25 protein-coding genes are annotated in these 22,624 nt (G+C 55.1%); 5 read left to right on the forward strand and 20 right to left on the reverse strand.

Annotated features, from left to right (window positions below):
- Window positions 1-32: 32 nt before the first annotated feature.
- The 19 genes from nagZ to yceD form a co-directional block, all read right to left on the reverse strand.
- Complete coding sequence (nagZ, locus tag JT31_RS04090; protein WP_038473601.1) at window positions 33-1,058, reverse strand: beta-N-acetylhexosaminidase; 1,026 nt, start codon at window positions 1,056-1,058, stop codon at window positions 33-35.
- The gene (gene thiK, locus JT31_RS04095) at window positions 1,046-1,903 is read right to left on the reverse strand and encodes a thiamine kinase (protein ID WP_038473604.1); all 858 of its coding nucleotides are present in this window, start codon (window positions 1,901-1,903) and stop codon (window positions 1,046-1,048) included. The genes nagZ and thiK overlap by 13 nt, the downstream gene beginning before the upstream one ends.
- Window positions 1,881-2,522 carry a penicillin-binding protein activator LpoB gene (gene lpoB, locus JT31_RS04100; RefSeq protein ID WP_038473606.1) on the reverse strand — a complete coding sequence of 214 codons (642 nt, stop codon included), beginning with the start codon at window positions 2,520-2,522 and terminating at the stop codon, window positions 1,881-1,883. Before lpoB ends, thiK begins: the two co-directional genes overlap by 23 nt.
- On the reverse strand, window positions 2,519-2,902 hold the full coding sequence (locus JT31_RS04105) for a YcfL family protein (protein WP_038473609.1): 384 nt from the start codon (window positions 2,900-2,902) through the stop codon (window positions 2,519-2,521). Before JT31_RS04105 ends, lpoB begins: the two co-directional genes overlap by 4 nt.
- A 4-nt stretch (window positions 2,903-2,906) precedes the next feature.
- The gene (gene hinT, locus JT31_RS04110) at window positions 2,907-3,263 is read right to left on the reverse strand and encodes a purine nucleoside phosphoramidase (protein ID WP_008453457.1); all 357 of its coding nucleotides are present in this window, start codon (window positions 3,261-3,263) and stop codon (window positions 2,907-2,909) included.
- 171 nt (window positions 3,264-3,434) lie between these two features.
- A complete protein-coding gene (ptsG, locus tag JT31_RS04115; protein WP_038473612.1) occupies window positions 3,435-4,868 on the reverse strand; it encodes a PTS glucose transporter subunit IIBC in 1,434 nt (477 codons plus the stop codon).
- A gap of 301 nt (window positions 4,869-5,169) precedes the next feature.
- A complete protein-coding gene (locus JT31_RS04120; protein WP_038473615.1) occupies window positions 5,170-5,964 on the reverse strand; it encodes a metal-dependent hydrolase in 795 nt (264 codons plus the stop codon).
- Between the two features lie 10 nt (window positions 5,965-5,974).
- On the reverse strand, window positions 5,975-6,982 hold the full coding sequence (gene holB / locus JT31_RS04125) for a DNA polymerase III subunit delta' (RefSeq protein ID WP_038473617.1): 1,008 nt from the start codon (window positions 6,980-6,982) through the stop codon (window positions 5,975-5,977).
- Window positions 6,982-7,620 carry a dTMP kinase gene (gene tmk / locus JT31_RS04130; RefSeq protein WP_038473620.1) on the reverse strand — a complete coding sequence of 213 codons (639 nt, stop codon included), beginning with the start codon at window positions 7,618-7,620 and terminating at the stop codon, window positions 6,982-6,984. The genes holB and tmk overlap by 1 nt, the downstream gene beginning before the upstream one ends.
- On the reverse strand, window positions 7,610-8,632 hold the full coding sequence (gene yceG / locus JT31_RS04135; RefSeq protein WP_038473624.1) for a cell division protein YceG: 1,023 nt from the start codon (window positions 8,630-8,632) through the stop codon (window positions 7,610-7,612). Before yceG ends, tmk begins: the two co-directional genes overlap by 11 nt.
- Before the next feature lie 10 nt (window positions 8,633-8,642).
- Window positions 8,643-9,443, reverse strand: a complete 801-nt coding sequence (gene pabC / locus JT31_RS04140) for an aminodeoxychorismate lyase (protein WP_038473626.1) — start codon at window positions 9,441-9,443, stop codon at window positions 8,643-8,645.
- Between the two features lie 256 nt (window positions 9,444-9,699).
- Entirely contained in the window at window positions 9,700-10,941 is a 1,242-nt protein-coding gene (gene fabF, locus JT31_RS04145) for a beta-ketoacyl-ACP synthase II (RefSeq protein WP_038473629.1), read from the reverse strand.
- 85 nt (window positions 10,942-11,026) lie between these two features.
- The gene (gene acpP / locus JT31_RS04150; protein ID WP_004157115.1) at window positions 11,027-11,263 is read right to left on the reverse strand and encodes an acyl carrier protein; all 237 of its coding nucleotides are present in this window, start codon (window positions 11,261-11,263) and stop codon (window positions 11,027-11,029) included.
- Between the two features lie 154 nt (window positions 11,264-11,417).
- Window positions 11,418-12,152 carry a 3-oxoacyl-ACP reductase FabG gene (fabG, locus tag JT31_RS04155; protein ID WP_038473634.1) on the reverse strand — a complete coding sequence of 245 codons (735 nt, stop codon included), beginning with the start codon at window positions 12,150-12,152 and terminating at the stop codon, window positions 11,418-11,420.
- A 13-nt stretch (window positions 12,153-12,165) separates the two neighbouring features.
- Window positions 12,166-13,095: an ACP S-malonyltransferase gene (gene fabD, locus JT31_RS04160; protein ID WP_038473638.1), complete on the reverse strand. Its 930-nt coding sequence runs from the start codon at window positions 13,093-13,095 to the stop codon at window positions 12,166-12,168.
- 17 nt (window positions 13,096-13,112) lie between these two features.
- Window positions 13,113-14,066 (reverse strand): beta-ketoacyl-ACP synthase III, encoded by a 954-nt coding sequence (locus tag JT31_RS04165; protein ID WP_038473641.1) that lies wholly within the window; start codon window positions 14,064-14,066, stop codon window positions 13,113-13,115.
- Between the two features lie 6 nt (window positions 14,067-14,072).
- The gene (gene plsX / locus JT31_RS04170; RefSeq protein WP_071842929.1) at window positions 14,073-15,107 is read right to left on the reverse strand and encodes a phosphate acyltransferase PlsX; all 1,035 of its coding nucleotides are present in this window, start codon (window positions 15,105-15,107) and stop codon (window positions 14,073-14,075) included.
- 12 nt (window positions 15,108-15,119) lie between these two features.
- Window positions 15,120-15,290 carry a 50S ribosomal protein L32 gene (gene rpmF, locus JT31_RS04175; RefSeq protein WP_038473647.1) on the reverse strand — a complete coding sequence of 57 codons (171 nt, stop codon included), beginning with the start codon at window positions 15,288-15,290 and terminating at the stop codon, window positions 15,120-15,122.
- A gap of 16 nt (window positions 15,291-15,306) precedes the next feature.
- Window positions 15,307-15,828: a 23S rRNA accumulation protein YceD gene (gene yceD, locus JT31_RS04180; RefSeq protein WP_038473650.1), complete on the reverse strand. Its 522-nt coding sequence runs from the start codon at window positions 15,826-15,828 to the stop codon at window positions 15,307-15,309.
- Window positions 15,829-16,060: 232 nt separating this feature from the next.
- Here yceD and JT31_RS04185 point away from each other — a divergent pair, with 232 nt between their 5' ends.
- The gene (locus JT31_RS04185) at window positions 16,061-16,645 is read left to right on the forward strand and encodes a Maf family protein (RefSeq protein ID WP_038473652.1); all 585 of its coding nucleotides are present in this window, start codon (window positions 16,061-16,063) and stop codon (window positions 16,643-16,645) included.
- A gap of 43 nt (window positions 16,646-16,688) precedes the next feature.
- Here the strand turns inward: JT31_RS04185 and rluC are convergent, their stop codons facing one another.
- Entirely contained in the window at window positions 16,689-17,642 is a 954-nt protein-coding gene (gene rluC / locus JT31_RS04190; RefSeq protein WP_167549838.1) for a 23S rRNA pseudouridine(955/2504/2580) synthase RluC, read from the reverse strand.
- A gap of 570 nt (window positions 17,643-18,212) precedes the next feature.
- On the opposite strand from rluC, the gene rne reads away from it, so the two are divergent.
- From rne to JT31_RS04210, 4 genes are all read left to right on the forward strand, one after another.
- The gene (gene rne, locus JT31_RS04195; protein WP_038473655.1) at window positions 18,213-21,485 is read left to right on the forward strand and encodes a ribonuclease E; all 3,273 of its coding nucleotides are present in this window, start codon (window positions 18,213-18,215) and stop codon (window positions 21,483-21,485) included.
- A gap of 175 nt (window positions 21,486-21,660) precedes the next feature.
- A complete protein-coding gene (locus tag JT31_RS04200; protein WP_038473658.1) occupies window positions 21,661-21,987 on the forward strand; it encodes a DUF1971 domain-containing protein in 327 nt (108 codons plus the stop codon).
- A 19-nt stretch (window positions 21,988-22,006) separates the two neighbouring features.
- Entirely contained in the window at window positions 22,007-22,363 is a 357-nt protein-coding gene (locus JT31_RS04205; RefSeq protein ID WP_038473660.1) for a DUF1971 domain-containing protein, read from the forward strand.
- The gene (locus JT31_RS04210) at window positions 22,363-22,545 is read left to right on the forward strand and encodes a DUF1869 domain-containing protein (RefSeq protein WP_038473663.1); all 183 of its coding nucleotides are present in this window, start codon (window positions 22,363-22,365) and stop codon (window positions 22,543-22,545) included. Before JT31_RS04205 ends, JT31_RS04210 begins: the two co-directional genes overlap by 1 nt.
- The last annotated feature ends 79 nt before the right edge of the window (window positions 22,546-22,624 follow it).

Raw genomic sequence — 22,624 nt, forward strand, 5'->3', positions numbered from 1 at the left:
ACCGCATACCACCAGGCCTCACGGCCTGAATATTAGACGCCCGCCTTCTGGGCCTGCCACTGCTCGTGCAGCGCCTCCAGCTGCTGGTTCACCTGCTTCCAGCGCGCCGATGAACGCAGCTCCTGACGGGTAAATGAACCTTTATGATACAAACCTGTAACACGTTCTGCTTTGACCGGCGACAGGTTATCCAGCACGCTCACCGCCCCACTACGATTATTGCAGACGAGGATCATATCGCAACCCGCGTCCAGCGATGCCTGCCCGCGTTCGGCGTAGCTGCCCATGATGGCCGCGCCTTCCATCGACAGATCGTCGGAGAAGATAACGCCGTTAAAGCCCAGCTCTCCTCGCATTACCGTTTTTAGCCAATACTCCGAACCGCTCGCCGGGCGTGGGTCAACTTCATCGTAGATGACGTGGGCTGGCATGATGGCATCCAGCTTGTTCTCGCTAATCAGCGAGGCAAAAATACGCATATCATGCTCGCGAATTTCCGCTTTAGGCCGCGGGTCGTGCGGCGTTTCTTTGTGGGAATCAGCGGTGACCGCGCCGTGGCCCGGGAAGTGTTTGCCGGTGGTTTTCATGCCTGCGGCATGCATACCGTCGATAAAACGTGTTGCCATCGCCAGCGCTTTGGACGGATCTTCATGATAAGAGCGCTCGCCAATCGCCGCGCTGATATGCCCGATATCCAGCACAGGCGCGAAGCTGATGTCGATATCCATGGCGATCATTTCGCTCGCCATCAGCCAGCCTGCTTCTGCCGCCAGCTTGCCGCCCTCTTCGAGCCCGCGAAGTGCAGCAAAAGATTGCGCCGCAGGCAGGCGAGTAAACCCCTCACGGAAGCGCTGGACGCGCCCGCCTTCCTGATCGACGGCCACAACCAGACGGTTGTACGAAGCTTCACGGATCTGGCGAACCAGCTCGCGCAGCTGCTCCGGATCGTGGTAGTTACGGGTAAAAAGAATCAAACCGCCGACCAGAGGGTGCTGCAAAATTTCACGCTCTTCGGCATCCAGCTCAAAGCCGGCCACATCCAACATTACTGGGCCCACAATACTCTCTCCTGATGTTTCATCGCCCGCAGCGCGCGCCATGCGTCGTCTGCCAGCGTAATAAAGTTTTGCTCCCCGGTTTGCTGCCAGCGGCATTCGTACCAGGACGCCATAAGTAACGCAATCCACGGCTGCCAGCGCGCAACCTGGCGACGAAGACGCTCGACGCAGAGCGATGCCTGACCGGCATATAGCCCCAACAACGCTTCGCCATCGACAACGTTCGCGGCCTGCACCGCCGCCAGCTCGAGCGCAATATCGCCGTCCCCGGCATATTCCCAGTCGATAAGCCCCAGCTTTTCACCCTGCCGCACGAGATTCCCCGCATGAACATCCATATGCAGCGGCGCCAGCCGAAGAGGCCGGGGCTCTTTGCGACGCTTCAGGCGCTTTAATTCACGTAGCCAGCTCAGGGTGCGTCTTTTCGGGCTGCTTACCTGCCAGTAGTACTCCAGCAGCGGGACAAGGCTAATCCGCCAGCCAAAGCACGGCTGGCGATGAAGATAATATAACAGGCTTGTTAATTCAGTGAGCGGGGCCAGGTTCGGCGAAACCTCCCCATCGAGCCAGCGGGTGAACAGCCAGCCTTCTGCCAGACAATAAGGTTTTGGGGCAATCCCCGCCGGTAAACGCTTTAGCGCACGATAATGACGCTGAAGAGAGACGCCGGGCAGGCGTGCATCGGGAAGTCTTCTCGCGGCAAAACATTCGCCCTCGCTGACGACCCGATAGCTTGTGCCGCTGAGACCTTCAAGAGCAGAAAAACAACCGGCAGCCTGAGCCGCCGGAAGATATCGAGTTACTGCCGCATCGAGCGATGCCTTAGTTGGTTTGCTGAACAGCACCGCTACCCGACCAGATGATTTCGCCGGTCTGCACCAGCATCAGCTGCATTTTCAGCGTTGGCGTGTTCACGTTGCCGCTGGCGTTGGTATAGAGCACGTACTGCGCACCGGTGTTACGCGCAATGCCGATGGCTTTGCTTCGCGTGCCCAGGCTGTCCTGCGGCGAGAGCCCAAGCTGCTGCTTCGCCATAGAGAGCTGCTGGGCAGAGACCAGCGTAAACTTGTTATTGTTCGCCAGCGCACCGCGCAGGGCTTCCGTCGCGCTGCTGGTTTGCAGACTGCCGTTGGTGCGGTTGTTGACGCTGTCCACCAGCAGAACGCTACCTGGCGTCACGCCTTCCGCCTGCAGCATTTTACTGACCATCGGCTGCATGGAGCTGTTCCAGTCGTAGGTCCGCACTTTTGGCTGCGCCGGGATCGTCGGCTCTGGTTGTTCAACAGGGCCAGGCTGCGTTGGCACGGTCGGGACCGTTGGTACCGTCGGCTCCGGCTGAGCTGGCTGCTCAACGCCTGGTTTAGCCTCTTCTACCGGGGCCGGCTGCTCGCCGCGATTAATACACCCGGTCAGTATCAGCGCCACCGCGGTGACGGCCAGATAACGATGAAGTCCCCTAATCAAAATTCGCTCCTTACAGAGAGAGAAAGACGTACTTTTTTAGCTCCAGGCCAGGCTGCAGTCGAGTCAATACGCTGCGAAGACTGCGCCGGGAGAACGAGGGTACGCACTTTTTCAAGCGGGTGGATTTCCAGCCCTTTTGCATCGTACCAGTAGAAACGATAGTACAGCGTGACCGGTTTATGCTGCTCATTATACAGCGACGACTCGGCCACCGTGGCACCGTTGCGCTGAGAGATATCCGGTTTTTCAGCGCTAATCCCGGCGGCAAGCACCGCCGCTTCCATAACCAACGTCTGGTCACCGTTCACCGGAATGGCCGGGCGAGAGCTACAGCCTGCCACCAGCAGCATTGCTAATAAACACAGGGAAAAGCGCGGCATCGGATCAGTCCTTATGCGCCAGCATTGGGCCAAGCGGACGGCCACCCAGCAGGTGCATGTGAATGTGGTATACCTCCTGCCCACCGTGACGGTTGCAGTTCATGATCAGGCGGTAGCCGTCAGCGGCAATCCCTTCCTGCTCTGCAATTTTAGCCGCAACGGTCATCATGCGCCCCAGCGCAAGTTCGTGCTCTGCCTTAACGTCATTGGCGGTAGGGATGAGCACGTTAGGAATGATGAGAATGTGGGTAGGCGCCTGCGGGGAAATATCACGAAATGCGGTAACCAGTTCGTCCTGATAAACCACATCCGCCGGAATTTCACGACGAATAATTTTACTGAAAATAGTTTCTTCGGCCATGACCTGTTCCTTGAAGGAGAAAACGGTGATGGGAGTATGAGCGAGGCGCTCATTTGACTCAACCTTCTGAACGCTTTTCTTTGGTTAAGTGCTGACCTTTAAAACAAATTCACGCTTTGTCAGCAACAAAAAAGGGAGGCTTTCGCCTCCCTTATCGCTCCCCGAACAAACTTAGTTGTTACGGATCCACTCATCCATTTCAGTTTTCAGGTTATCGGACTTGGTGCCGAAAATAGCCTGAACGCCGGAACCTGCGACAACTACACCTGCTGCACCCAGCTTCTTCAGGCCAGCCTGGTCGACTTTGGCAACGTCGGCCACGCTAACACGCAGACGGGTGATACAAGCGTCGAGGTTAGTGATGTTTTCTTTACCGCCGAAAGCGCTAACCAGGGCAGGAGCCATTTCGCTGGTAACGCCAGCGGTGGTTTCTGCGGTGGCGTCTTCACGACCCGGGGTTTTCAGATCCAGTGCCTTAATCAGTACGCGGAAGATGGTGTAATACACGATCGCGTAGCAGATACCGACAATTGGGAACAGCCACAGTTTGCTGCTGTTACCGCTCAGCACGATGAAGTCAATCAGACCGTGAGAGAAGGACGTTCCGTCACGCATACCCAGCAGAATACAGATTGGGAATGCCAGACCCGCCAGGATAGCGTGAATCACGTACAGGATCGGTGCCACGAACATGAAGGAGAATTCGATTGGCTCGGTGATACCGGTCAGGAACGAAGTCAGCGCGGCGGAGATCATGATCCCACCCACTTTTGCACGGTTCTCTGGTTTAGCAGAGTGCCAGATAGCAATCGCCGCAGCCGGCAGGCCGTACATTTTGAACAGGAAGCCACCGGACAGTTTGCCCGCAGTTGGGTCGCCTGCCATATAACGTGGGATATCACCGTGGAACACCTGGCCCGCAGCATTGGTGTATTCACCAATCTGCATCTGGAATGGAACGTTCCAGATGTGGTGCAGACCAAACGGTACCAGGCAGCGCTCGATGAAGCCATAGATACCGAAGGCAACGACCGGGTTCTGGTATGCAGCCCACTGAGAGAAGGTCTGAATAGCCGTACCGATTGGTGGCCAGATGAAGGACAGCACAATACCGGTGAAGATAGCGGCCAGGCCGGAGATGATCGGCACAAAGCGTTTACCGGCGAAGAAGCCCAGATACTCAGGCAGCTTGATGCGGTAGAAACGGTTAAACATGTATGCGGCAATTGCACCGGAGATGATACCGCCGAGAACGCCGGTGTCCGCCAGGTGTTTAGCGGCAATTTCTTCCGCAGGCAGGTGCAGAACCAAAGGCGCAACCACGGCCATGGTTTTCACCATGATGCCATAGGCCACGACTGAAGCCAGAGCAGACACGCCGTCGTTATTAGTGAAGCCCAGCGCAACACCGATAGCAAAGATAAGCGGCATGTTGGCGAAGACAGAACCGCCCGCTTCCGCCATAACATGGGATACAACAACCGGCAGCCAGCTGAAGTTTGCAGAACCGACGCCTAGCAGAATACCTGCGATAGGCAGTACGGATACTGGCAGCATCAGCGATTTACCCACCTTTTGCAGGTTAGCAAATGCATTCTTAAACATAATAGAGAGTGCTCCTGAGTATTTGTGCTTTTTTTGTACGCATTTACGCATCGAACCGGGGGGAGAACCGGTTCATAAACAGGACATCTAAGTGTCCTTTTATTTATTACGCAGAGTAAAATAAATAACGAAAACTTTGTTTGACGGCTATCACGTTTCTCAGCCAGCCGCGCGAAAAACTTTCATTAATTTACATAACACGCGTACAAATGATTCAAAACGAGCATGCACCGCCCATTTTATGGCGGTGCACTTTACTCGCTTAGGCTATTAATTACGAGCTTTAAAATAACTATGGATTTCAGAGAGATTGCAGGCGGGACAAGGGGATGTGGAACAAATCAGCAAAGTTCTGCGTCGTCGCGGTCGCCAGTTCTTCCAGCGAAACGCCCTTCAATACGGCCATATACTCGGCCACATCGCGCGTCATGGCCGGCTGGTTTTCTTTGCCGCGATGCGGCACCGGCGCGAGATACGGCGAGTCCGTTTCCACCAGCATTCTGTCCAGCGGCACATAACGCGCCGCATCACGCAGCTGCTCGGCATTGCGGAAGGTCACAATGCCGGAGAACGAAATATAAAACCCCATATCCAGCAGCTTGCCCGCCGTTTCTCTGTCTTCCGTGAAACAGTGTAGTACCCCACCGCACTCTGTCACTTTTTCTTCCTGCAGAATGCTCAGGGTATCGGCGCGGGCATCACGGGTATGCACAATCACCGGCTTGTTCAGCTCGCGACCGATACGAATGTGGTGACGAAACGATTCCTGCTGGCGCGGTTTTGTTTCCGGCGTATAGAAGTAATCCAGCCCCGTTTCCCCCATCGCGATAACGCCCGGCTCGGCGGCCAGACGGCGCAGATCTTCAACGTCGTACTCTTCATCCTGATTCAGTGGATGCACGCCACACGAGAAGGCCACGTTATCGCGCTCGCCCACCAGCTCGCGCATGCCGCGGTAACCTTCCAGGGTCGTGGCAACGGCCAGGCAAAACTTCACGTCCCTGGCGGCGGCTTTGTCCAGAACGTCATCAACGTTTTTATGCAGGGATTGATAATCCAGGCCATCGAGATGGCAGTGTGAGTCGACCAGAAACATAGTAATACTCTTAGAGATGATGTGAGTGAAGCAGTGCGCCAGGCCGGGCCAGACGCTCCCACGTAAGAAGGCTTTCCGTGAGCAACAGCTCGCGGTTAACACCCACCACGTTGAGCAGCTCTTCGCGACAGGTGAACAAATGGTGTAAAAGGCTCTGCAATACGGCAGAAGAATATCGGGCGCTAAGCCTGGCGACTAACGGCTGCATATCAGCATTTGTTAACCAGGCCCCGGCGCCCTGCTGCCACTTGAGGGCATCCAGAAGCAGCGCGCACAGCCAGTGAAGGCGGCGAGCGGCGTCCTCATGATTCAACGCCGGTAACAGAGCCAGCATATTGCTGGCATCCTCCGCCTGAGTCAGCTTCTCACAAAGCTGCTGGCGGGCCTTCCACTGGTCCGGCTGCAGGAGGGCAAGCGCGGCGGCGGGCGCCCCAGAGCTGAGGCGTAAAGCAGCCTGCAGCTCCTCTGCGGACATATTTATTTCACGCCCCAGCCACGCAAGAGAAAAACCTTCGTCCGGCGGCGCAAGGTGCCAGTAAAGGCAGCGGCTGCGCAACGTCGCGGGCAAATGCGCAGGCTCGCGGCTGCTCAGAAAGAACCAGGTATTTTTCGGCGGTTCTTCCAGCGTTTTCAGCAGCGCGTTAGCCGCCGCTTCGGTCAGCATATCGGCATCTTTAAGCCAGACAACTTTGGCCCCGCCCTGCTGGGCATGACCGTAAAGCTTTTCGGTAATGACGCGAACCGCATCAATCCCGAGGCTTGATTTGCCCTTTTCTACCTCAAGGGAGTAGCTGTCGGGATGCGTTCCCGCCTGCATCAGCTGGCAGCTATGGCAGCGGCCGCAGCTTTTGTTGCCTTCCGGGCTTTGGCACATCAGCCAGCGGCAGAGGGCGTAGATTAAGGCATCGTCGCCCAACCCCGGTAGGGCATGAAGCAACAGAGCATGATGTCCGCGGCCGGACTGATACTGGCCGATAAGCTGCTCAAACGCGCCGCGTAGCCACGGATACCATTTCACTATTTTTGCTCCCGGAACCAGCTCAGAACGGCCTCGCGCACGGCCAGGGAAACGTCATCCAACGGCTGAGTCGCATCGATAGTTTTAATGCGTCTGTCGCTGTTGGCCAGTTCCAGATAGCGAGCACGAGTACGGTTAAAGAAGTCGATTGATTCCTGCTCAATGCGGTCAAGCTCGCCACGAGCGCGCGCGCGCGTCAGGCCTACTTCCGGCGTCACGTCGAGATAAATTGTCAGGTCAGGATAAAAATCACCCAGAACGGTGTTGCGCAGCGCCATCAGCAGGTTCTGGTCAATCTGACGCCCTCCCCCCTGATACGCCTGGGTGGAGAGATCGTGGCGGTCGCCAATAACCCAGCTACCGCGCGCCAATGCCGGTTTGATAACCGTCTCTACCAGTTGGATGCGTGCCGCGTAAAACATCAGCACCTCTGCTTTATCGGTCACCTTCTCATCGCCGATGCCGGCGTTGTTGAGCGTTAGCTCGCGCAGGCGTTCAGCGAGCGGCGTGCCGCCGGGCTCACGCGTAAAAGTCATCTCGCTGATACCCAGCTCTTTTAACGTCGCCACAACCACGTTATGGGCGTTGGTTTTCCCCGCGCCTTCCAGTCCTTCGATGACGATAAATTTACTGTCCATTCTTATCCTTGAGAGCTTTGATATAAACCTGTACCGCCTTGTTATGGCTGGCGAGGTTAGTGCTAAAGGTATGGCCACCCTTACCATCAGCAACAAAATAGAGATACGGCGTTTTAGCCGGGTGCGCGGCCGCCTGCAAAGACGCCTCGCTCGGCACGGCAATCGGCCCCGGCGGCATGCCGCTAATCACATAGGTGTTATAAGGCGTCGGCGTCTCGAGATCTTTGCGCGTTAGCTTACCATTATAGCTGTCGCCCATCCCGTAGATAACGGTTGGATCGGTCTGCAGACGCATGCCAATGCGCAGGCGGTTGATAAAGACAGAAGCGACCTGGTCACGCTCACCCGCCACCGCGGTCTCTTTCTCAATAATTGAGGCCATGGTCACCAGGTCGTTTTCAGTTTTGTACGGTAAACCGTCGACCTTGCTTTCCCATGCTTGTGCCACAGCTTTGACCATTTTTTGATGAACGCGCTTGAGCAAGGCAACGTCCGTGGTATTGGCGGTGTACATCCAGGTGTCCGGGTAGAACCAGCCTTCAACCCACTCCGGGTGCTCAAATTTGAGCGTTTCCGCCACGGTCGCATAGCTGTCGTCTTTTAGCGTGTGCTGAATATAAGGCGCGTCACGCAGCTGTTCGAGTAAATCGCTCAGGCGCATACCTTCAACCAATCGCAGCGGGAACTGGGCTTCTTTTCCACTGGCGAGCAGGTGCAGCATGTCGGTGACCGTCATCCCCGGCGTGAGGCGATAGGTGCCCGCCTTAAAATTCGCCAGCTCAGGCTCTACGCGCAGCAGCCACTGAAAGACACGCGGTCGCACGATCAGTTTCTCTTCATAAAGCTGGGTGCCCAGCGCCAGGCGCCCGGTGCCCTGCTTCAGCGTGAAAATGGTTTCCTGATTGATCGGCAGCGGCGCTTTTGCCAGCTGGCGTACCTTCCACATGCCAACCCCGGCGGCGATTCCCAGGACAATCAACAGAACCAGAAAGAAACGTAAAATCTTTTTCATCGGTAATCGGTTACTCACAAAGTGGGGCTAAAAAACGGTAAAGCTCGCGCGACGTATACTGCCAGTCCTGGGCCTGGTTTACCGGCACCACCGGCATCAGCGCGTTGCAAATAATGACCTCATCCGCACCCGCCAGAGTTTCTGGCCCTTCGCTGACCTCATGGATCCTCCATGGGGAACCGCTGAGATGCGAAATGATGCGCTGCCGCATGGTGCCATTAACGCCTGCACCGTCGATACGCGGGGTGTAAACGTCACGTCCTTTGCGCCAGAATAAATTAGCCGCACAGCATTCCACCAGGCTCCCCTGGCTGTCAAGAACCAGCGCCTCCTGGGCAGTCGTCTGTTCAAGATGCGTACGGATAAGCACCTGTTCAAGCCGGTTAAGATGTTTAATGCCTGCCAGGGCAGGATTGATCCCTAATTTTACCGGGCTGAGCGCCAACGTAATCCCCTGCCCGCGCCAGGCGGAGTAAAAAGCAGGATAAGGCGAGAGGGAAAGCATTCGCGTAGGCTGCGTACAATTTGAGGCGCTATAGCCGCGCCCGCCGGCCCCACGAGAAATAATCACCTTCAGAACGGCACGGGATTCGGATGCTGCCAGCATAGTCATCTCTTCGTTGAGCCTGCCCCAGTCAACCGGCGCGATCGTCAGCGCCTCGCAGGCATGCTGCAGACGGCGAAGATGATCGGCCTGAAAGCGAACGGCGCCGTCGATGACGCTTGCCGTGGTAAAACAGCCATCGCCAAACTGAATCGCCCGGTCGTTTGCCGGGAGTGCGTCCTGCCACTGACCATTGATAAGAAACATAGAGATTCCTCAGGTGACGGAAACGTAAGGTTGCCAGAGGGATTCGCGGGCGACAAGAGGGGAATTCTGAACAGCAAAAGGGCCCGTAAGGGCCCCTGAGACGGCTAGCGAAGTTCATTGCTTCAAAATGCCCCGACCCGGGACTTATAAAAACAATGAAGTGTGTTCACTGGCTTGCCCCAAACAGTCGAAAACCACTTTTTTCGGCTGTTTGTCATCAATCTGAGGGCCCGTAAGCGGGCCCTTTCAGAAACGGTTAGACCTTCTTAAAGATCAGAGAACCGTTAGTACCACCGAAACCGAAGGAGTTACACAGGGTGTACTCCATACCGCTAACCTGGCGAGCTTCGTGCGGCACAAAGTCGAGGTCGCAGCCAACATCCGGGTTATCGAGGTTGATGGTCGGCGGAACAGCCTGATCGCGCAGCGCAAGGATTGAGTAGATGGACTCTACTGCCCCCGCCGCGCCTAACAGGTGGCCGGTCATCGATTTGGTTGAGCTCACCATTACGCGGCTCGCATCAGCACCAAAGATAGACTTAACCGCCTGCGTTTCGGCTTTATCGCCTGCTGGCGTTGAGGTTCCGTGGGCGTTGACGTAGCCAATCTGCCCCGCAGAGATCCCTGCATCGCGCAGTGCGTTTTCCATCGCCAGCGCAGCACCTGCACCGTTTTCTGGTGGAGAAGTCATGTGGTAAGCATCGCTGCTCATCCCAAAACCAACAACTTCCGCATAAATTTTCGCGCCGCGTTTTTTCGCGTGTTCGTACTCTTCCAGCACGATAACGCCTGCGCCGTCGCCCAGCACGAAGCCATCACGATCTTTATCCCACGGGCGGCTTGCCGCTTGCGGGTTATCGTTACGGGTAGACAGTGCACGAGCCGCGCCAAAACCACCCACGCCCAGCGGGCTACTGGCTTTCTCTGCGCCACCGGCCAGCATCACATCGGCATCATTGTAGGCAATAATACGCGCCGCATGACCGATATTGTGCACGCCAGAGGTACAAGCCGTGGCAATGGAAATGCTCGGACCACGCAGACCCAGCATAATGGTCAGATGACCTGCCACCATGTTGACGATGGTCGAAGGCACGAAGAACGGGCTGATCTTACGAGGGCCACCGTTAACTAACGAGGTGTGGTTCTCTTCGATAAGCGTCAGGCCACCGATACCAGAGCCAATTGCAGCACCGATACGAGTCGCATTTTCTTCCGTTACTTCCAGGCCAGAATCCTGCATGGCCTGAATGCCAGCAACAATTCCATATTGAATGAATTCATCCATCTTGCGCTGATCTTTGCGCGAGATAATGTCTTCACAGTTAAAATCCTTTACTAAGCCAGCAAATTTCGTTGCATAGGCGCTAGTATCGAAATGGTCGATCAGGCTGATGCCACTCTGACCGGCAAGGAGAGCTTTCCAGGTAGACTCTACGGTATTGCCGACAGGAGACAACATGCCCAGTCCGGTCACAACTACACGACGCTTAGACACGTTTGTCCTCCAGGGAGGGATAAAATACTAGTGGGATAATTCAGATAAAACTCAGGCGGTCGAATGACCGCCTGGAGATGTTCACTTACGCCTGGTGACCGTTGATGTAATCAATGGCAGCCTGAACGGTAGTGATTTTCTCAGCTTCTTCGTCCGGAATCTCAGTATCAAACTCTTCTTCCAGAGCCATTACCAGCTCAACGGTGTCAAGAGAATCAGCGCCCAGGTCCTCAACGAAGGAAGCGGTGTTCACTACTTCTTCTTGCTTAACGCCCAGTTGTTCGCCAATGATTTTCTTAACGCGTTCTTCGATAGTGCTCATACTCTTAAATTTCCTATCAAAACTCGCTTTCGCGATGGTTTTCGTAGTGTATAAAATGTTTGAAAAGATGCAACCAAATCCCGGCTGGTCAAACCACGATTTTACGCTATTTTGCGGGCATTCACCCAAATAACGCAAATATTTTTCACCGTGATTAAACCATATACATTCCGCCATTGACGTGAAGGGTCTCACCAGAGATGTACCCAGCTTCGTCAGAGGCTAAAAATGCTACAGCACTGGCGATTTCATTTGCGCCGCCTAAGCGACCCGCAGGAACCTGCGCCAGAATACCCGCACGCTGTTCATCAGAGAGCGCACGCGTCATGTCCGTTTCAATAAAGCCCGGAGCAACAACGTTCACAGTAATACCGCGGGACGCAACTTCACGCGCCAGCGATTTACTGAAGCCAATCAAACCAGCCTTCGCCGCAGCGTAGTTAGCCTGACCAGCATTTCCCATGGTACCAACCACAGAACCGATAGAGATAATACGCCCATGACGCTTTTTCATCATAGCTCGCATTACCGCTTTTGACAGACGGAAAACAGATGACAGGTTGGTTTCGACAATGTCGTTCCACTCATCATCTTTCATGCGCATCAGCAGATTATCGCGAGTGATCCCGGCGTTGTTCACCAGAATATCGACTTCGCCAAACTCTTTGCGAATGCTGTCCAGCACGGCGTCGATAGAAGCCGGATCGGTCACGTTCAGCATGAAGCCTTTGCCGTTTTCGCCCAGATAATCACTGATGGCCTGCGCGCCGCTTTCGCTGGTCGCGGTACCGATAACTTTTGCACCGCGAGCCACTAAAGTCTCAGCGATAGCACGGCCAATACCACGGCTAGCGCCGGTTACCAGCGCAATTTTTCCTTCAAAACTCATGGTTTTCCTCGTCTTATTGTTCAAGCGCCGCTGACAGCGTAGCCGGCTCGTTAATGGCCGCTGCCGTCATGGTGTCAACAATACGTTTGGTCAGCCCGGTCAGCACTTTACCTGGGCCAGCCTCCAGCAAATGGGAGACGCCCTGTGCCGCAATAAATTCTACGGATTTGGTCCACTGCACCGGGCTGTAGAGCTGGCGAACCAGCGCGCTACGAATGGCTTCCGGTGAGGTTTCGCACTTCACGTCAACGTTGTTCACGACCGGAATAGCCGGTGCGTTAAAGGTAATATTTTCCAGCGCTACCGCCAGTTTGTCGGCCGCAGGCTTCATCAGCGCGCAGTGAGACGGTACGCTAACCGGCAGCGGCAGAGCGCGTTTTGCGCCAGCGGCTTTACAGGCGGCTCCGGCACGCTCAACGGCTTCTTTGTTACCGGCGATAACGACCTGGCCCGGAGAGTTAAAGTTCACCGGAGAGACAACCTGTCCCTGCGCTGACTCTTCACAGGCTTTTGCAATGGAAGCATCGTCGAGGCCGATGATAGCGGACATCGCGCCGGTTCCTTCCGGAACGGCATCCTGCATCAGCTTGCCGCGCAGCTCGACCAGACGAACGGCATCGGCGAAATCAATGACGCCAGCGCAAACCAGCGCGGAATATTCACCCAGGCTGTGACCCGCCAGCAGTGCAGGTGCTTTACCGCCCTGCTGCTGCCAAACGCGCCATAATGCGACGGAGGCCGTCAACAGCGCAGGCTGAGTCTGCCAGGTTTTATTCAGCTCTTCCGCTGGCCCCTGCTGGGTCAGCGCCCACAGGTCATAACCCAGCGCATCAGAAGCTTCGCGGAACGTGGCTTCAATCACCGGATAGCCTGCGGCGAGATCGGCCAGCATGCCAACGGACTGGGAACCCTGTCCCGGAAACACCATAGCGAATTGCGTCATGTCGAAAATTCCTTTAATCAAAAACGAACCAGTGCAGAGCCCCAGGTGAAGCCACCGCCGAACGCTTCCAGCAGTACCAGCTGACCGCGTTTGATGCGACCATCGCGTACCGCTTCGTCCAGCGCTGCCGGTACGGAAGCGGCAGACGTATTACCATGGCGATCCAGCGTCACGACGACGTTATCCATCGGCATGCCGAGTTTTTTCGCGGTCGCGCTGATGATGCGCAGGTTAGCCTGATGCGGCACCAGCCAGTCAAGCGCGGAGCGATCGAGGTTATTTGCTGCCAGAGTCTCGTCGACGATGTGAGCCAGCTCGGTCACCGCGACTTTAAAGACTTCGTTCCCGGCCATCGTCAGGTGAATTGAATTCTCAGGATTCACGCGATCGACGTTCGGCAGCGTCAGCAGGTCACCATAGCTGCCGTCTGCGTGCAGATGCGTAGAAATGATGCCCTGCTCTTCAGATGCACCCAGCACGACGGCACCTGCGCCGTCGCCAAAAATAATGATCGTGCCGCGATCGGTAGGATCGCAGGTCCGCGCCAGCACATCAGCCCCGATAACCAGCGCGTTTTTCACGGCGCCAGACTTAACGTACTGATCGGCAATGCTCAGCGCATAGGTAAAGCCCGCACAGGCGGCAGCCACGTCAAACGCCGGGCAGCCTTTAATCCCGAGCATGGACTGAATCTGGCACGCCGCGCTTGGGAAAGCATGCGTTGAAGACGTTGTCGCAACAACGATCAGGCCGATGTCATTTTTATCAATGCCGGCCATGTCCAGCGCGCGGATTGCGGCTTCGTAACCCATGGTCGAAACCGTTTCAGTCGGGCCAGCAATACGGCGTTCACGGATACCTGTGCGGGTGACAATCCACTCGTCAGACGTATCGACCATTTTTTCCAGGTCAGCGTTAGTACGCACTTGTTCAGGCAGGAAGCTGCCGGTACCAATAATCTTCGTATACATGTACGCTCAGTCACTCTTAGGTAATACAGATTCCAGGCGAGCGCCAATCCGCTGGGGGACTTGCCGCTGCACCGCCTGCACTGCCTGTTCAATCGCGACAGCAAACGCTCGCTGATTGGCCGCACCGTGACTCTTAATCACCGTGCCGCGCAATCCTAACAGACAGGCGCCATTATACTGGTCGGGGTTGAGGTGACCGAATCGCCGTATCAGGCGCTTTTGTAGCCACTTCTTCAATATAATCAGCCACCACGACCTTTTTTTTCCTTCCCCCTGCGATTTGAGCAGCGAAAGGAACATCCTGACAACACCTTCCATCGTCTTGAGTGTGACGTTACCGACAAAACCATCACAGACCAGCACATCGGTCTTGCCGGTGAGCAATTCATTGGCCTCAAGGTATCCAATATAGTTCATTGAAGGCATTGTTTTTAATAAAGCAGAGGCCTCACGGATACTGTCCAGCCCCTTAGTCTCTTCTTCGCCGATGTTCAGTAACGCCACTTTAGGGCGACTGATACCGAGCACCTCTTCGGCCATTACAGAGCCCATAATGGCAAACTGCACCAGCATCGTGCTGTCGCAGTCTACGTTAGCGCCGAGATCAAGCACCACCGTTTTGCCCTTTTGCTGGTGCGGTAATACCGTCATCAGCGCCGGGCGCTCAATCCCCTCAATAGGTTTGAGCAGTAATTTTGCAAGCCCCATCAGCGCGCCGGTGTTTCCGGCACTGACGCAGGCCTCCGCCCGCCCCTCTTTCACCAGCTCAAGCGCAATGCGCATTGACGAACCGCGGCTGGCACGAATCGCCTGAGAAGGTCTGGCATCACTGGCAATAACCGATTCCGCAGGGATAATCTGCAGACGCGAGCGTTGCTCGAAATCAGCTTTGGCAAGTAATGGCGAGATAGCGTCGGGATTGCCGACTAAAAGAAGATTAAGCGAAGTGTTAGAGTCCAGTGCCTGCAAAGCTGCAGGCACTGTCACGGAAGGACCGAAGTCCCCACCCATGGCATCTAACGCTAGGGTTAGACGTCTCAAGGTTGCGCCAGATTACTTGACGATAACCTTGCGGCCGCGGTAGAAACCGTCGGCAGTGATGTGGTGACGCAGATGAGTTTCACCAGAAACTTTGTCCACGGACAGGGTGGCGGTGGTCAGCGCGTCATGGGAACGACGCATGCCACGTTTGGAACGGGTTGGTTTATTCTGTTGTACGGCCATGGACCTTACTCCTCAATTACTTACGCTTTAAACTGGCTAATACGGCAAATGGGTTTGGTTTTTCCGCCTCTGGAGGCAGTTCGCCAAAGACCATGTCCGCCTCGGACACTTCACAGTGTTCAGAATCATGCACCGGAACCACAGGCAGGCAGAGGATAACTTCATCTTCCACCAGCGCCCGCAGATCGATTTCACCGAATTCGTTAACCTCAATCGGCTCATACGCTTCCGGGAGTGCTTCAGCCTGTTCGTCAGAGCGGACCGGACTGAAACAATACGTGGTGTGAACATGATGCACAAACGGTTTCCCGCAACGCTGGCATTCGAGCGTTACCGTGACCTTTGCATCGCCGGTCAAGACCGCGAGGCGCTGGTTATCGATAGCGAATCTCATGGAGCATTCTACATCAGTGTCCACACTGACTACAGACTCGGCGATACGCTCAACCTGATCGGAAGCATATACTCCTTCGTAATCAAGGCGTTTTTGAGCCGTACGAACCGGATCAAGAGTCAGGGGTAATTTTACCTTTTGCATAGGGCGCGCATATTAACTTTGTAACGTCATAGAGTCAAAGAAAAAGGCCTGGAAACAGCGCCTTTTGCCATTTCTACCCTAAATAGTTTAAGTTGCAGACAGGCACCCGGCTCGGGTAAGCGAGCGCTGGTAACGCCTCTGCGGCTTAAAATATGACGGGTATATTCGCACACATTGCGGTGGCACAGTTTAAAATGCCTTTAACCAATTCGCTATCTTTAATGAAAAAAATATGAAACCTATTGTTCTGGCCTCAACCTCCCCCTTTCGCCGCAGCCTGCTTGAAAAACTCGGCATCCCTTTTATCACTGCAGCACCGGAGGTCGATGAGACGCCTCATCAGGGCGAAGATGCGCGCCATTTAGTAACCCGCCTCGCCCAGGCCAAAGCTCAGGCGTTAAAAGAACGCTACCCTCATCACCTTATTATTGGCTCCGATCAGGTCTGCGTATTGAATAACCAAATAGCCGGAAAGCCGCACAGCGAAGAAAATGCCGTACGGCAATTAATGCTGGCACGGGGAACCATCGTGACTTTTTATACCGGACTGGCGCTGTATAACTCAGCCAACGGGCAGCTACAAACGCTGTGTGAGCCCTTTGACGTTCATTTCCGTCATTTAACCGAGGAAGAAATTCGCCGCTATGTGCAAAAGGAGCAGCCGCTGAACTGTGCCGGGAGCTTTAAAAGTGAAGGATTGGGCATCACGCTGTTTGAGCGGCTGGAAGGGAAAGATCCGAATACCCTGGTTGGGCTACCGCTAATCAGCCTTTGCGAGATGCTACGCAACGAAGACTGTAACCCGCTGCTGGCCTAAAAAAAACGCTCCGGCAATGTGGAGCGCTTTTCATTAATCGGCGTTACTTAGCGTTGCGTAAAACCTGCAGGCAGCGCTTGAGATTATTGTCCAGCGGCGCTTCGATACGGATAACCTCCCCGGTGTTCGGGTGGGTAAACTTTAGCGCGGCGGCATGCAGGAACAGGCGATTTAACCCGGTGCCCGCAAGCTGCTTGTCAAATTCCCGGTCGCCATAGCGATCGTCAAATGCGATAGGATGCCCGGCGTGCAGAGTATGCACGCGAATTTGGTGAGTACGCCCGGTGACCGGACTGCAGCGCACCAGGGTAGCGAATTCATAACGCTCTTCGACCTTAAAGCGCGTTTCCGACGGCTTGCCTTCGCTGTTGACCCTGACGATACGCTCCCCGCTTTGCAGAATATTCTTCAGCAGCGGTGCCTGAACAACTTTCACGTGCGACTGCCACTGGCCGCGTACCAGCGCCAGATAATCCTTCTGCATCCCCTTCTCACGAAGTTGCTCATGAAGGGAGCGCAGCGCAGAGCGCTTTTTTGCCACCAGCAGAACGCCGGACGTGTCACGGTCAAGGCGGTGAACCAGCTCAAGGAAGCGGGCTTCCGGGCGCAGGGCACGTAACCCTTCAATCACGCCAAAGCTCAGGCCGCTGCCGCCGTGTACCGCCGTACCGGAAGGTTTATTGAGCACCAGAATGTGGTCGTCTTCATAAAGAATGACATCGCTCAGCGCGGCGACTTTTTGCAGATGCGGAGAAACGGCCTCTTCTTCACGCTCGGCAACACGCACCGGCGGGATGCGAACCTCATCCCCGGCTTCCAGTTTGTACTCAGGCTTGATGCGCTTTTTATTCACCCGCACCTCGCCTTTACGCACGATGCGATAAATCATGCTTTTTGGCACACCTTTCAGGCGGGCAAGCAAAAAGTTGTCGATACGCTGCCCGGCCTCGTCGGCCGAAATTGCAACGATTTTTACTGATGGAGTCTCTGTTTTCATGGTCGGCGATTCTAAATAGCCCACGCGCATAGCGCCACTCATTTTTATGTGCTTAACTGACAATCTGTTCTGTTTTAAACCGTCCAGACCGCCTTTTTTCATGCTCTTTGTCGCAAGGTTAAAATAGCGGTTAAAAAACTGTAAGAAACAGGGCGCTAATAGCAAAAGTCATCTTGCTATAACAAGGTTAGCAGTGGAATAATGTTGCGGTTTTCCGTGTTGAATCTTGTTAGAACAAGAAAGTTTGCGGAATACCAATTTTGCCTGAACGTTCATCCACGCAGCAATGGCGTAAGACGTATTGTACTTTCAGGCAGTTAGCGGGCTGCGGGTTGCAGCCTGACCGGTAAAATGGAATCAACTCTTAAGAAACATTCTAAGGTTATTCCCACGATAATTGCGCTGTATTTCCGTATGAAATACAGGCAACCGACACTTTGCGCCTCTCAGCAAGCGACAACCGTGAGGTTGGCGACTACGCGTTTAGTCACGAGGCCATCGGTTCACTCCCGGTTAGCGTCACCATGCCCGCAGCTCTGTCGCCAATGTAAGAATAATGAGTAAGTTACGATGAAAAGAATGTTAATTAACGCAACTCAGCAAGAAGAGTTGCGTGTCGCCCTTGTAGATGGGCAGCGTCTGTACGATCTGGACATTGAAAGCCCGGGACACGAACAGAAAAAAGCAAACATCTATAAAGGCAAAATCACCCGTATTGAACCAAGTCTGGAAGCGGCGTTTGTTGATTATGGCGCAGAAAGACACGGCTTCCTTCCTCTGAAAGAAATCGCCCGCGAATACTTCCCTTCGAATTACGCTTCCCACGGCCGTCCGAACATCAAAGACGTTCTGCGCGAAGGTCAGGAAGTCATAGTCCAGATTGATAAAGAAGAGCGTGGTAATAAAGGTGCGGCCTTAACGACCTTTATCAGCCTTGCGGGTAGCTATCTGGTTCTGATGCCAAACAACCCTCGCGCCGGCGGCATTTCACGTCGTATCGAAGGGGATGACCGTACCGAATTAAAAGAAGCGCTTTCTTCCCTTGAACTGCCGGACGGTATGGGCCTTATAGTACGTACCGCAGGCGTGGGTAAATCTGCAGAAGCGCTGCAGTGGGATCTGAGTTTCCGCCTGAAGCACTGGGAAGCTATCCAGAAAGCCGCTGAAAACCGCCCTGCTCCTTTCCTGATTCACCAGGAAAGCAACGTTATCGTTCGCGCCTTCCGCGACTACCTGCGCCAGGACATCGGCGAAATCCTGATCGATAACCCGAAAGTGCTTGAGCTGGCTCGCCAGCACATTGCCGCGCTGGGTCGCCCGGATTTCAGCAGCAAAATTAAGCTCTACACCGGTGAAATCCCGCTGTTCAGCCACTATCAGATTGAGTCGCAGATTGAGTCCGCCTTCCAGCGCGAAGTCCGTCTGCCGTCCGGTGGTTCTATCGTCATTGATACCACCGAAGCCCTGACCGCCATCGACATCAACTCCGCGCGAGCAACCCGCGGCGGCGATATCGAAGAAACCGCCTTCAACACTAACCTTGAAGCGGCCGATGAAATTGCCCGTCAGCTGCGCCTGCGCGACCTCGGCGGCCTGATTGTTATCGACTTCATCGACATGACGCCGGTTCGCCACCAGCGCGCGGTTGAAAACCGTCTGCGTGAAGCTGTGCGTCAGGACAGAGCACGTATCCAGATCAGCCACATCTCACGCTTTGGCCTGCTGGAAATGTCACGTCAGCGCCTGAGCCCGTCTCTTGGCGAGTCCAGTCACCACGTGTGCCCTCGCTGTAGCGGTACCGGCACCGTACGTGACAACGAATCCCTGTCGCTCTCCATTCTGCGCCTGATCGAAGAAGAAGCGCTGAAGGAGAACACCAAAGAAGTTCACGCTATCGTGCCTGTGCCGATTGCCTCTTACCTGCTGAACGAAAAACGTGATGCGGTAAGCGCGATTGAAAAACGCCAGGGCGGCGTGCGCGCGATTATCGTGCCAAACGATCAGATGGAAACGCCACATTACTCCGTACTGCGCGTGCGTAAGGGCGAAGAAACCCAGACTCTGAGCTACATGCTGCCTAAGCTGCATGAAGAAGAGATGGCGATGCCTTCTGAGGAAGAATACATCGAACGTAAGCGTCCTGAGCAACCGGCTCTGGCGACCTTCGTGATGCCAGAAGTGCCGCCTGCGCCGCAGGAAACCGCCGCGGTTGAAACTGCAGTAACGGCCGTTAAGCCAGCCGCTGTGAAGCCAAAAGCTAACGTAGCCGAGCAGCCTGGTCTGGTTAGTCGTTTCTTCTCTGCACTGAAAAAACTCTTCGCCGGCGACAGCGCCGTGGCCGAAGTGAAAGAAGTGAAGGAAGAAAAAGCGACTGAATCTGATACCCAACGTCAGGATCGTCGCAACAATAACCGCCGTCAGAACAATCGCCGCGATCGTGGCGATCGTAATGAGCGCGGTGACCGCAACAACCGCGATCGCGATAACCGTGACAATCGTAATAACCGCGATGACCGCAACGGTGAAGGCCGTGAAGCTCGCGAGCCGCGTGAGGGTCGTGACGACAACCGCCGTAACCGCCGTAACGGTCAGCAGCAGAATACGGAATCCCGTGAAGTTCGCCAGAACGTTGCTACTGTCGTAGACGATGCTGAAAAACAGCAGAAGTCCCGTGACGAGCAGCAGCCGCGTCGTGAGCGTAATCGTCGTCGTTCTGATGAAAAACGTCAGGCTCAGCAGGAAGTGAAAGCGCTGCAGCAGGACACTAATGTTGTTGAGCAAGAAGCCGAGCAGGAAGAGCGTTCCCCGCTGATGCAGCGCCGTAAGCCGCGCCAGCTGAGCCAAAAAGTTCGCTTTGAATCTGCCGACGCTCCTGCTGTTGAAGAAACTCAGGTTGCTCAGGCGAGCACCGAGCTGGCAACTATCGCGCTTCCAGCTGTAGTCGAAGCACCAGTGGCCGCAGAGCAGCAGGATGAAAACGCAGAAAACCGTGAAACTACCGGCATGCCGCGTCGTTCACGCCGTTCTCCACGTCACCTGCGTGTGAGCGGGCAGCGTCGTCGTCGTTACCGTGACGAGCGTTACCCGGCGGTATCTCCAATGCCGTTAGCAACCGCCTGCGCATCTCCGGAGCTGGCGTCTGGTAAAGTGTTCATCACCTACCCGATTGCTCGTCCACACGATCAGGTTGCTCAGGAAGAAGTATTCCAGTCTCACGAAGAAGTTCAGCACACCAACGTTGCTGAGGCCGCGGCCATTGAAGCCGTAGCCCCTGTCGCCGACGTGCAGGTTAGTGAGCCTGTGAAAGCAGAAGAGACCGTTGTTGCGCCAGTCGCGGTTGAAACAACGCATCCGGAAGTCATCGATGCGCCTGTTACCGAACAGCCACAGCTGATTGCCGCTGCGGATGAAGCCGTCGCCGAAGAAACCGTTGCACAAGCTGAACCTGTCCAGGAAGAAGCTGCCCAGGCGGTTTCGCAGGCAGCTGAAGTTAGCGAACCTGCTCCGGTTGCTGAAGAAGCGCCAGCGGCAGCAGAAGCGCCGGTCGCAGTGGTTGAAGAAGTGAAGCCCGTGGTTGAAGAAGTGAAACCTGTGGTTGAAGCGGCACCTGCGGTAGAAGCAGAGCCGGTGAAACAGGCGGTTAAAACCGAAGCAGCAGTCGCCGTTAAGCACGCTACGGCGCCTATGACCCGAGCTCCGGCTCCGGTATACACCCCTGAAGCACCTCGCAATAGCGAATGGGTTCGCCCGTCCTTCGAGTTCAGCGGTAGAGGTTCTGCCGGCGGCCACAGCGCGAGCCAGCAGGCTACTGCGCCAGCGACACGCCCAGGCAAAGCGGACTAACTTCCGCGCAGCATACTAAGCCGGTCAACTGACCGGCTTTTTTTTGCCCTTAATTCAGTACTTATAACGTGGTAGCTATCTACCCACTAAAGATGCATTTGAAATGCACATTATGATAAACGCCACGCCAATTTGTATGATGTAATACCTGCGGAACTTGTTGAGGAGAAACACCATGCTCCCGATCCCCGCCAACTGCATTCACACCCGCTCGTCCCCTTTCTGGGATAAAGAGTCTGCTCCGGCAGGTCTTTTTCAACGTCATCTGGACAAAGGCACCCGTCAGGGCGTCTATCCGCGCCTGACCGTCATGCGCGGTAAAGTTCGCTATCTGGGCTATGCCGATGAGACCACGCCCGAGCCGGAAACAGAACTGATAATTGAAGCCGGCCACTTCGGCGTTTTCCCGCCGGAGAAATGGCACCACCTCGAACTGATAACCGAGGATGCGGTATTCAACATCGACTTTTTTGTGGCCCCGGAAGTTCTCCGTTCACTGTAGCGACAGAAGGAATCTTATTATGCTGACCATCCCCCAAACGTATCTGCATACCCGTGCAACGCCGTTCTGGACCAAAGAGACGGCACCTGCCGCGCTGTTCACCCATCACAACACTAAAGCCGGCGTTTTTGGTCGACTTTCGGTGATGCAGGGTGCGGTGAAATACTTTGGTTTCCCGGATGCGGATGCCACGGTTCCCGACGTGGAAATCGTGATTGAAGCCGGAGCCTTTGCTATCTCTCCGCCGCAAAAATGGCATCGTATTGAGCTTTTGACCGATGATACTTATTTCAATATCGACTTCTTTGCCGCGCCTGATGCGAAGCTGGAAGGTACCGGCCTGGGTAAAGTAGTGAACAGCCAGAGGAACGCGTAATGGGCAAGGCAACGTATACCGTCAGCGTGACCAACAACAGCAACGGCGTTTCGGTCGACTACGAGACCGAATCCCCCATGACGCTGCTCATCCCGGACGTGGCCGCCGAAGTCGTGAAAGACCTGGTAAATACCGTGCGCGCCTACGACACGGAAGACGAACACGAAGTGTGCGGCTGGTGAATTTTCGCTAAAAAAAAGCCCGCTCCGGGGTGCGGAAGCGGGCATATAAAGCGCGTTCAGTTTCATAACGCGCCCAAAA

Source organism: Cedecea neteri (genome assembly GCF_000757825.1).
GTDB classification, from domain to species: Bacteria; Pseudomonadota; Gammaproteobacteria; order Enterobacterales; family Enterobacteriaceae; genus Cedecea; species Cedecea selenatireducens.

Bases quoted from the DNA above. Each gene is read 5' to 3' on its own strand.
- JT31_RS04185 (WP_038473652.1), top strand. From the start codon at position 16,061: ATGAAACCTATTGTTCTGGCCTCAACCTCCCCCTTTCGCCGCAGCCTG.
- yceG (WP_038473624.1), bottom strand. From the start codon at position 8,632: ATGAAAAAGATTTTACGTTTCTTTCTGGTTCTGTTGATTGTCCTGGGA.
- JT31_RS04105 (WP_038473609.1), bottom strand. From the start codon at position 2,902: ATGCCGCGCTTTTCCCTGTGTTTATTAGCAATGCTGCTGGTGGCAGGC.
- hinT (WP_008453457.1), bottom strand. From the start codon at position 3,263: ATGGCCGAAGAAACTATTTTCAGTAAAATTATTCGTCGTGAAATTCCG.
- fabD (WP_038473638.1), bottom strand. From the start codon at position 13,095: ATGACGCAATTCGCTATGGTGTTTCCGGGACAGGGTTCCCAGTCCGTT.
- acpP (WP_004157115.1), bottom strand. From the start codon at position 11,263: ATGAGCACTATCGAAGAACGCGTTAAGAAAATCATTGGCGAACAACTG.
- tmk (WP_038473620.1), bottom strand. From the start codon at position 7,620: ATGGACAGTAAATTTATCGTCATCGAAGGACTGGAAGGCGCGGGGAAA.
- JT31_RS04210 (WP_038473663.1), top strand. From the start codon at position 22,363: ATGGGCAAGGCAACGTATACCGTCAGCGTGACCAACAACAGCAACGGC.
- JT31_RS04200 (WP_038473658.1), top strand. From the start codon at position 21,661: ATGCTCCCGATCCCCGCCAACTGCATTCACACCCGCTCGTCCCCTTTC.
- pabC (WP_038473626.1), bottom strand. From the start codon at position 9,443: ATGTTTCTTATCAATGGTCAGTGGCAGGACGCACTCCCGGCAAACGAC.
- JT31_RS04165 (WP_038473641.1), bottom strand. From the start codon at position 14,066: ATGTATACGAAGATTATTGGTACCGGCAGCTTCCTGCCTGAACAAGTG.
- JT31_RS04120 (WP_038473615.1), bottom strand. From the start codon at position 5,964: ATGTTTCTGGTCGACTCACACTGCCATCTCGATGGCCTGGATTATCAA.
- rpmF (WP_038473647.1), bottom strand. From the start codon at position 15,290: ATGGCCGTACAACAGAATAAACCAACCCGTTCCAAACGTGGCATGCGT.
- ptsG (WP_038473612.1), bottom strand. From the start codon at position 4,868: ATGTTTAAGAATGCATTTGCTAACCTGCAAAAGGTGGGTAAATCGCTG.
- JT31_RS04205 (WP_038473660.1), top strand. From the start codon at position 22,007: ATGCTGACCATCCCCCAAACGTATCTGCATACCCGTGCAACGCCGTTC.
- fabG (WP_038473634.1), bottom strand. From the start codon at position 12,152: ATGAGTTTTGAAGGAAAAATTGCGCTGGTAACCGGCGCTAGCCGTGGT.
- rne (WP_038473655.1), top strand. From the start codon at position 18,213: ATGAAAAGAATGTTAATTAACGCAACTCAGCAAGAAGAGTTGCGTGTC.
- yceD (WP_038473650.1), bottom strand. From the start codon at position 15,828: ATGCAAAAGGTAAAATTACCCCTGACTCTTGATCCGGTTCGTACGGCT.
- rluC (WP_167549838.1), bottom strand. From the start codon at position 17,642: ATGAAAACAGAGACTCCATCAGTAAAAATCGTTGCAATTTCGGCCGAC.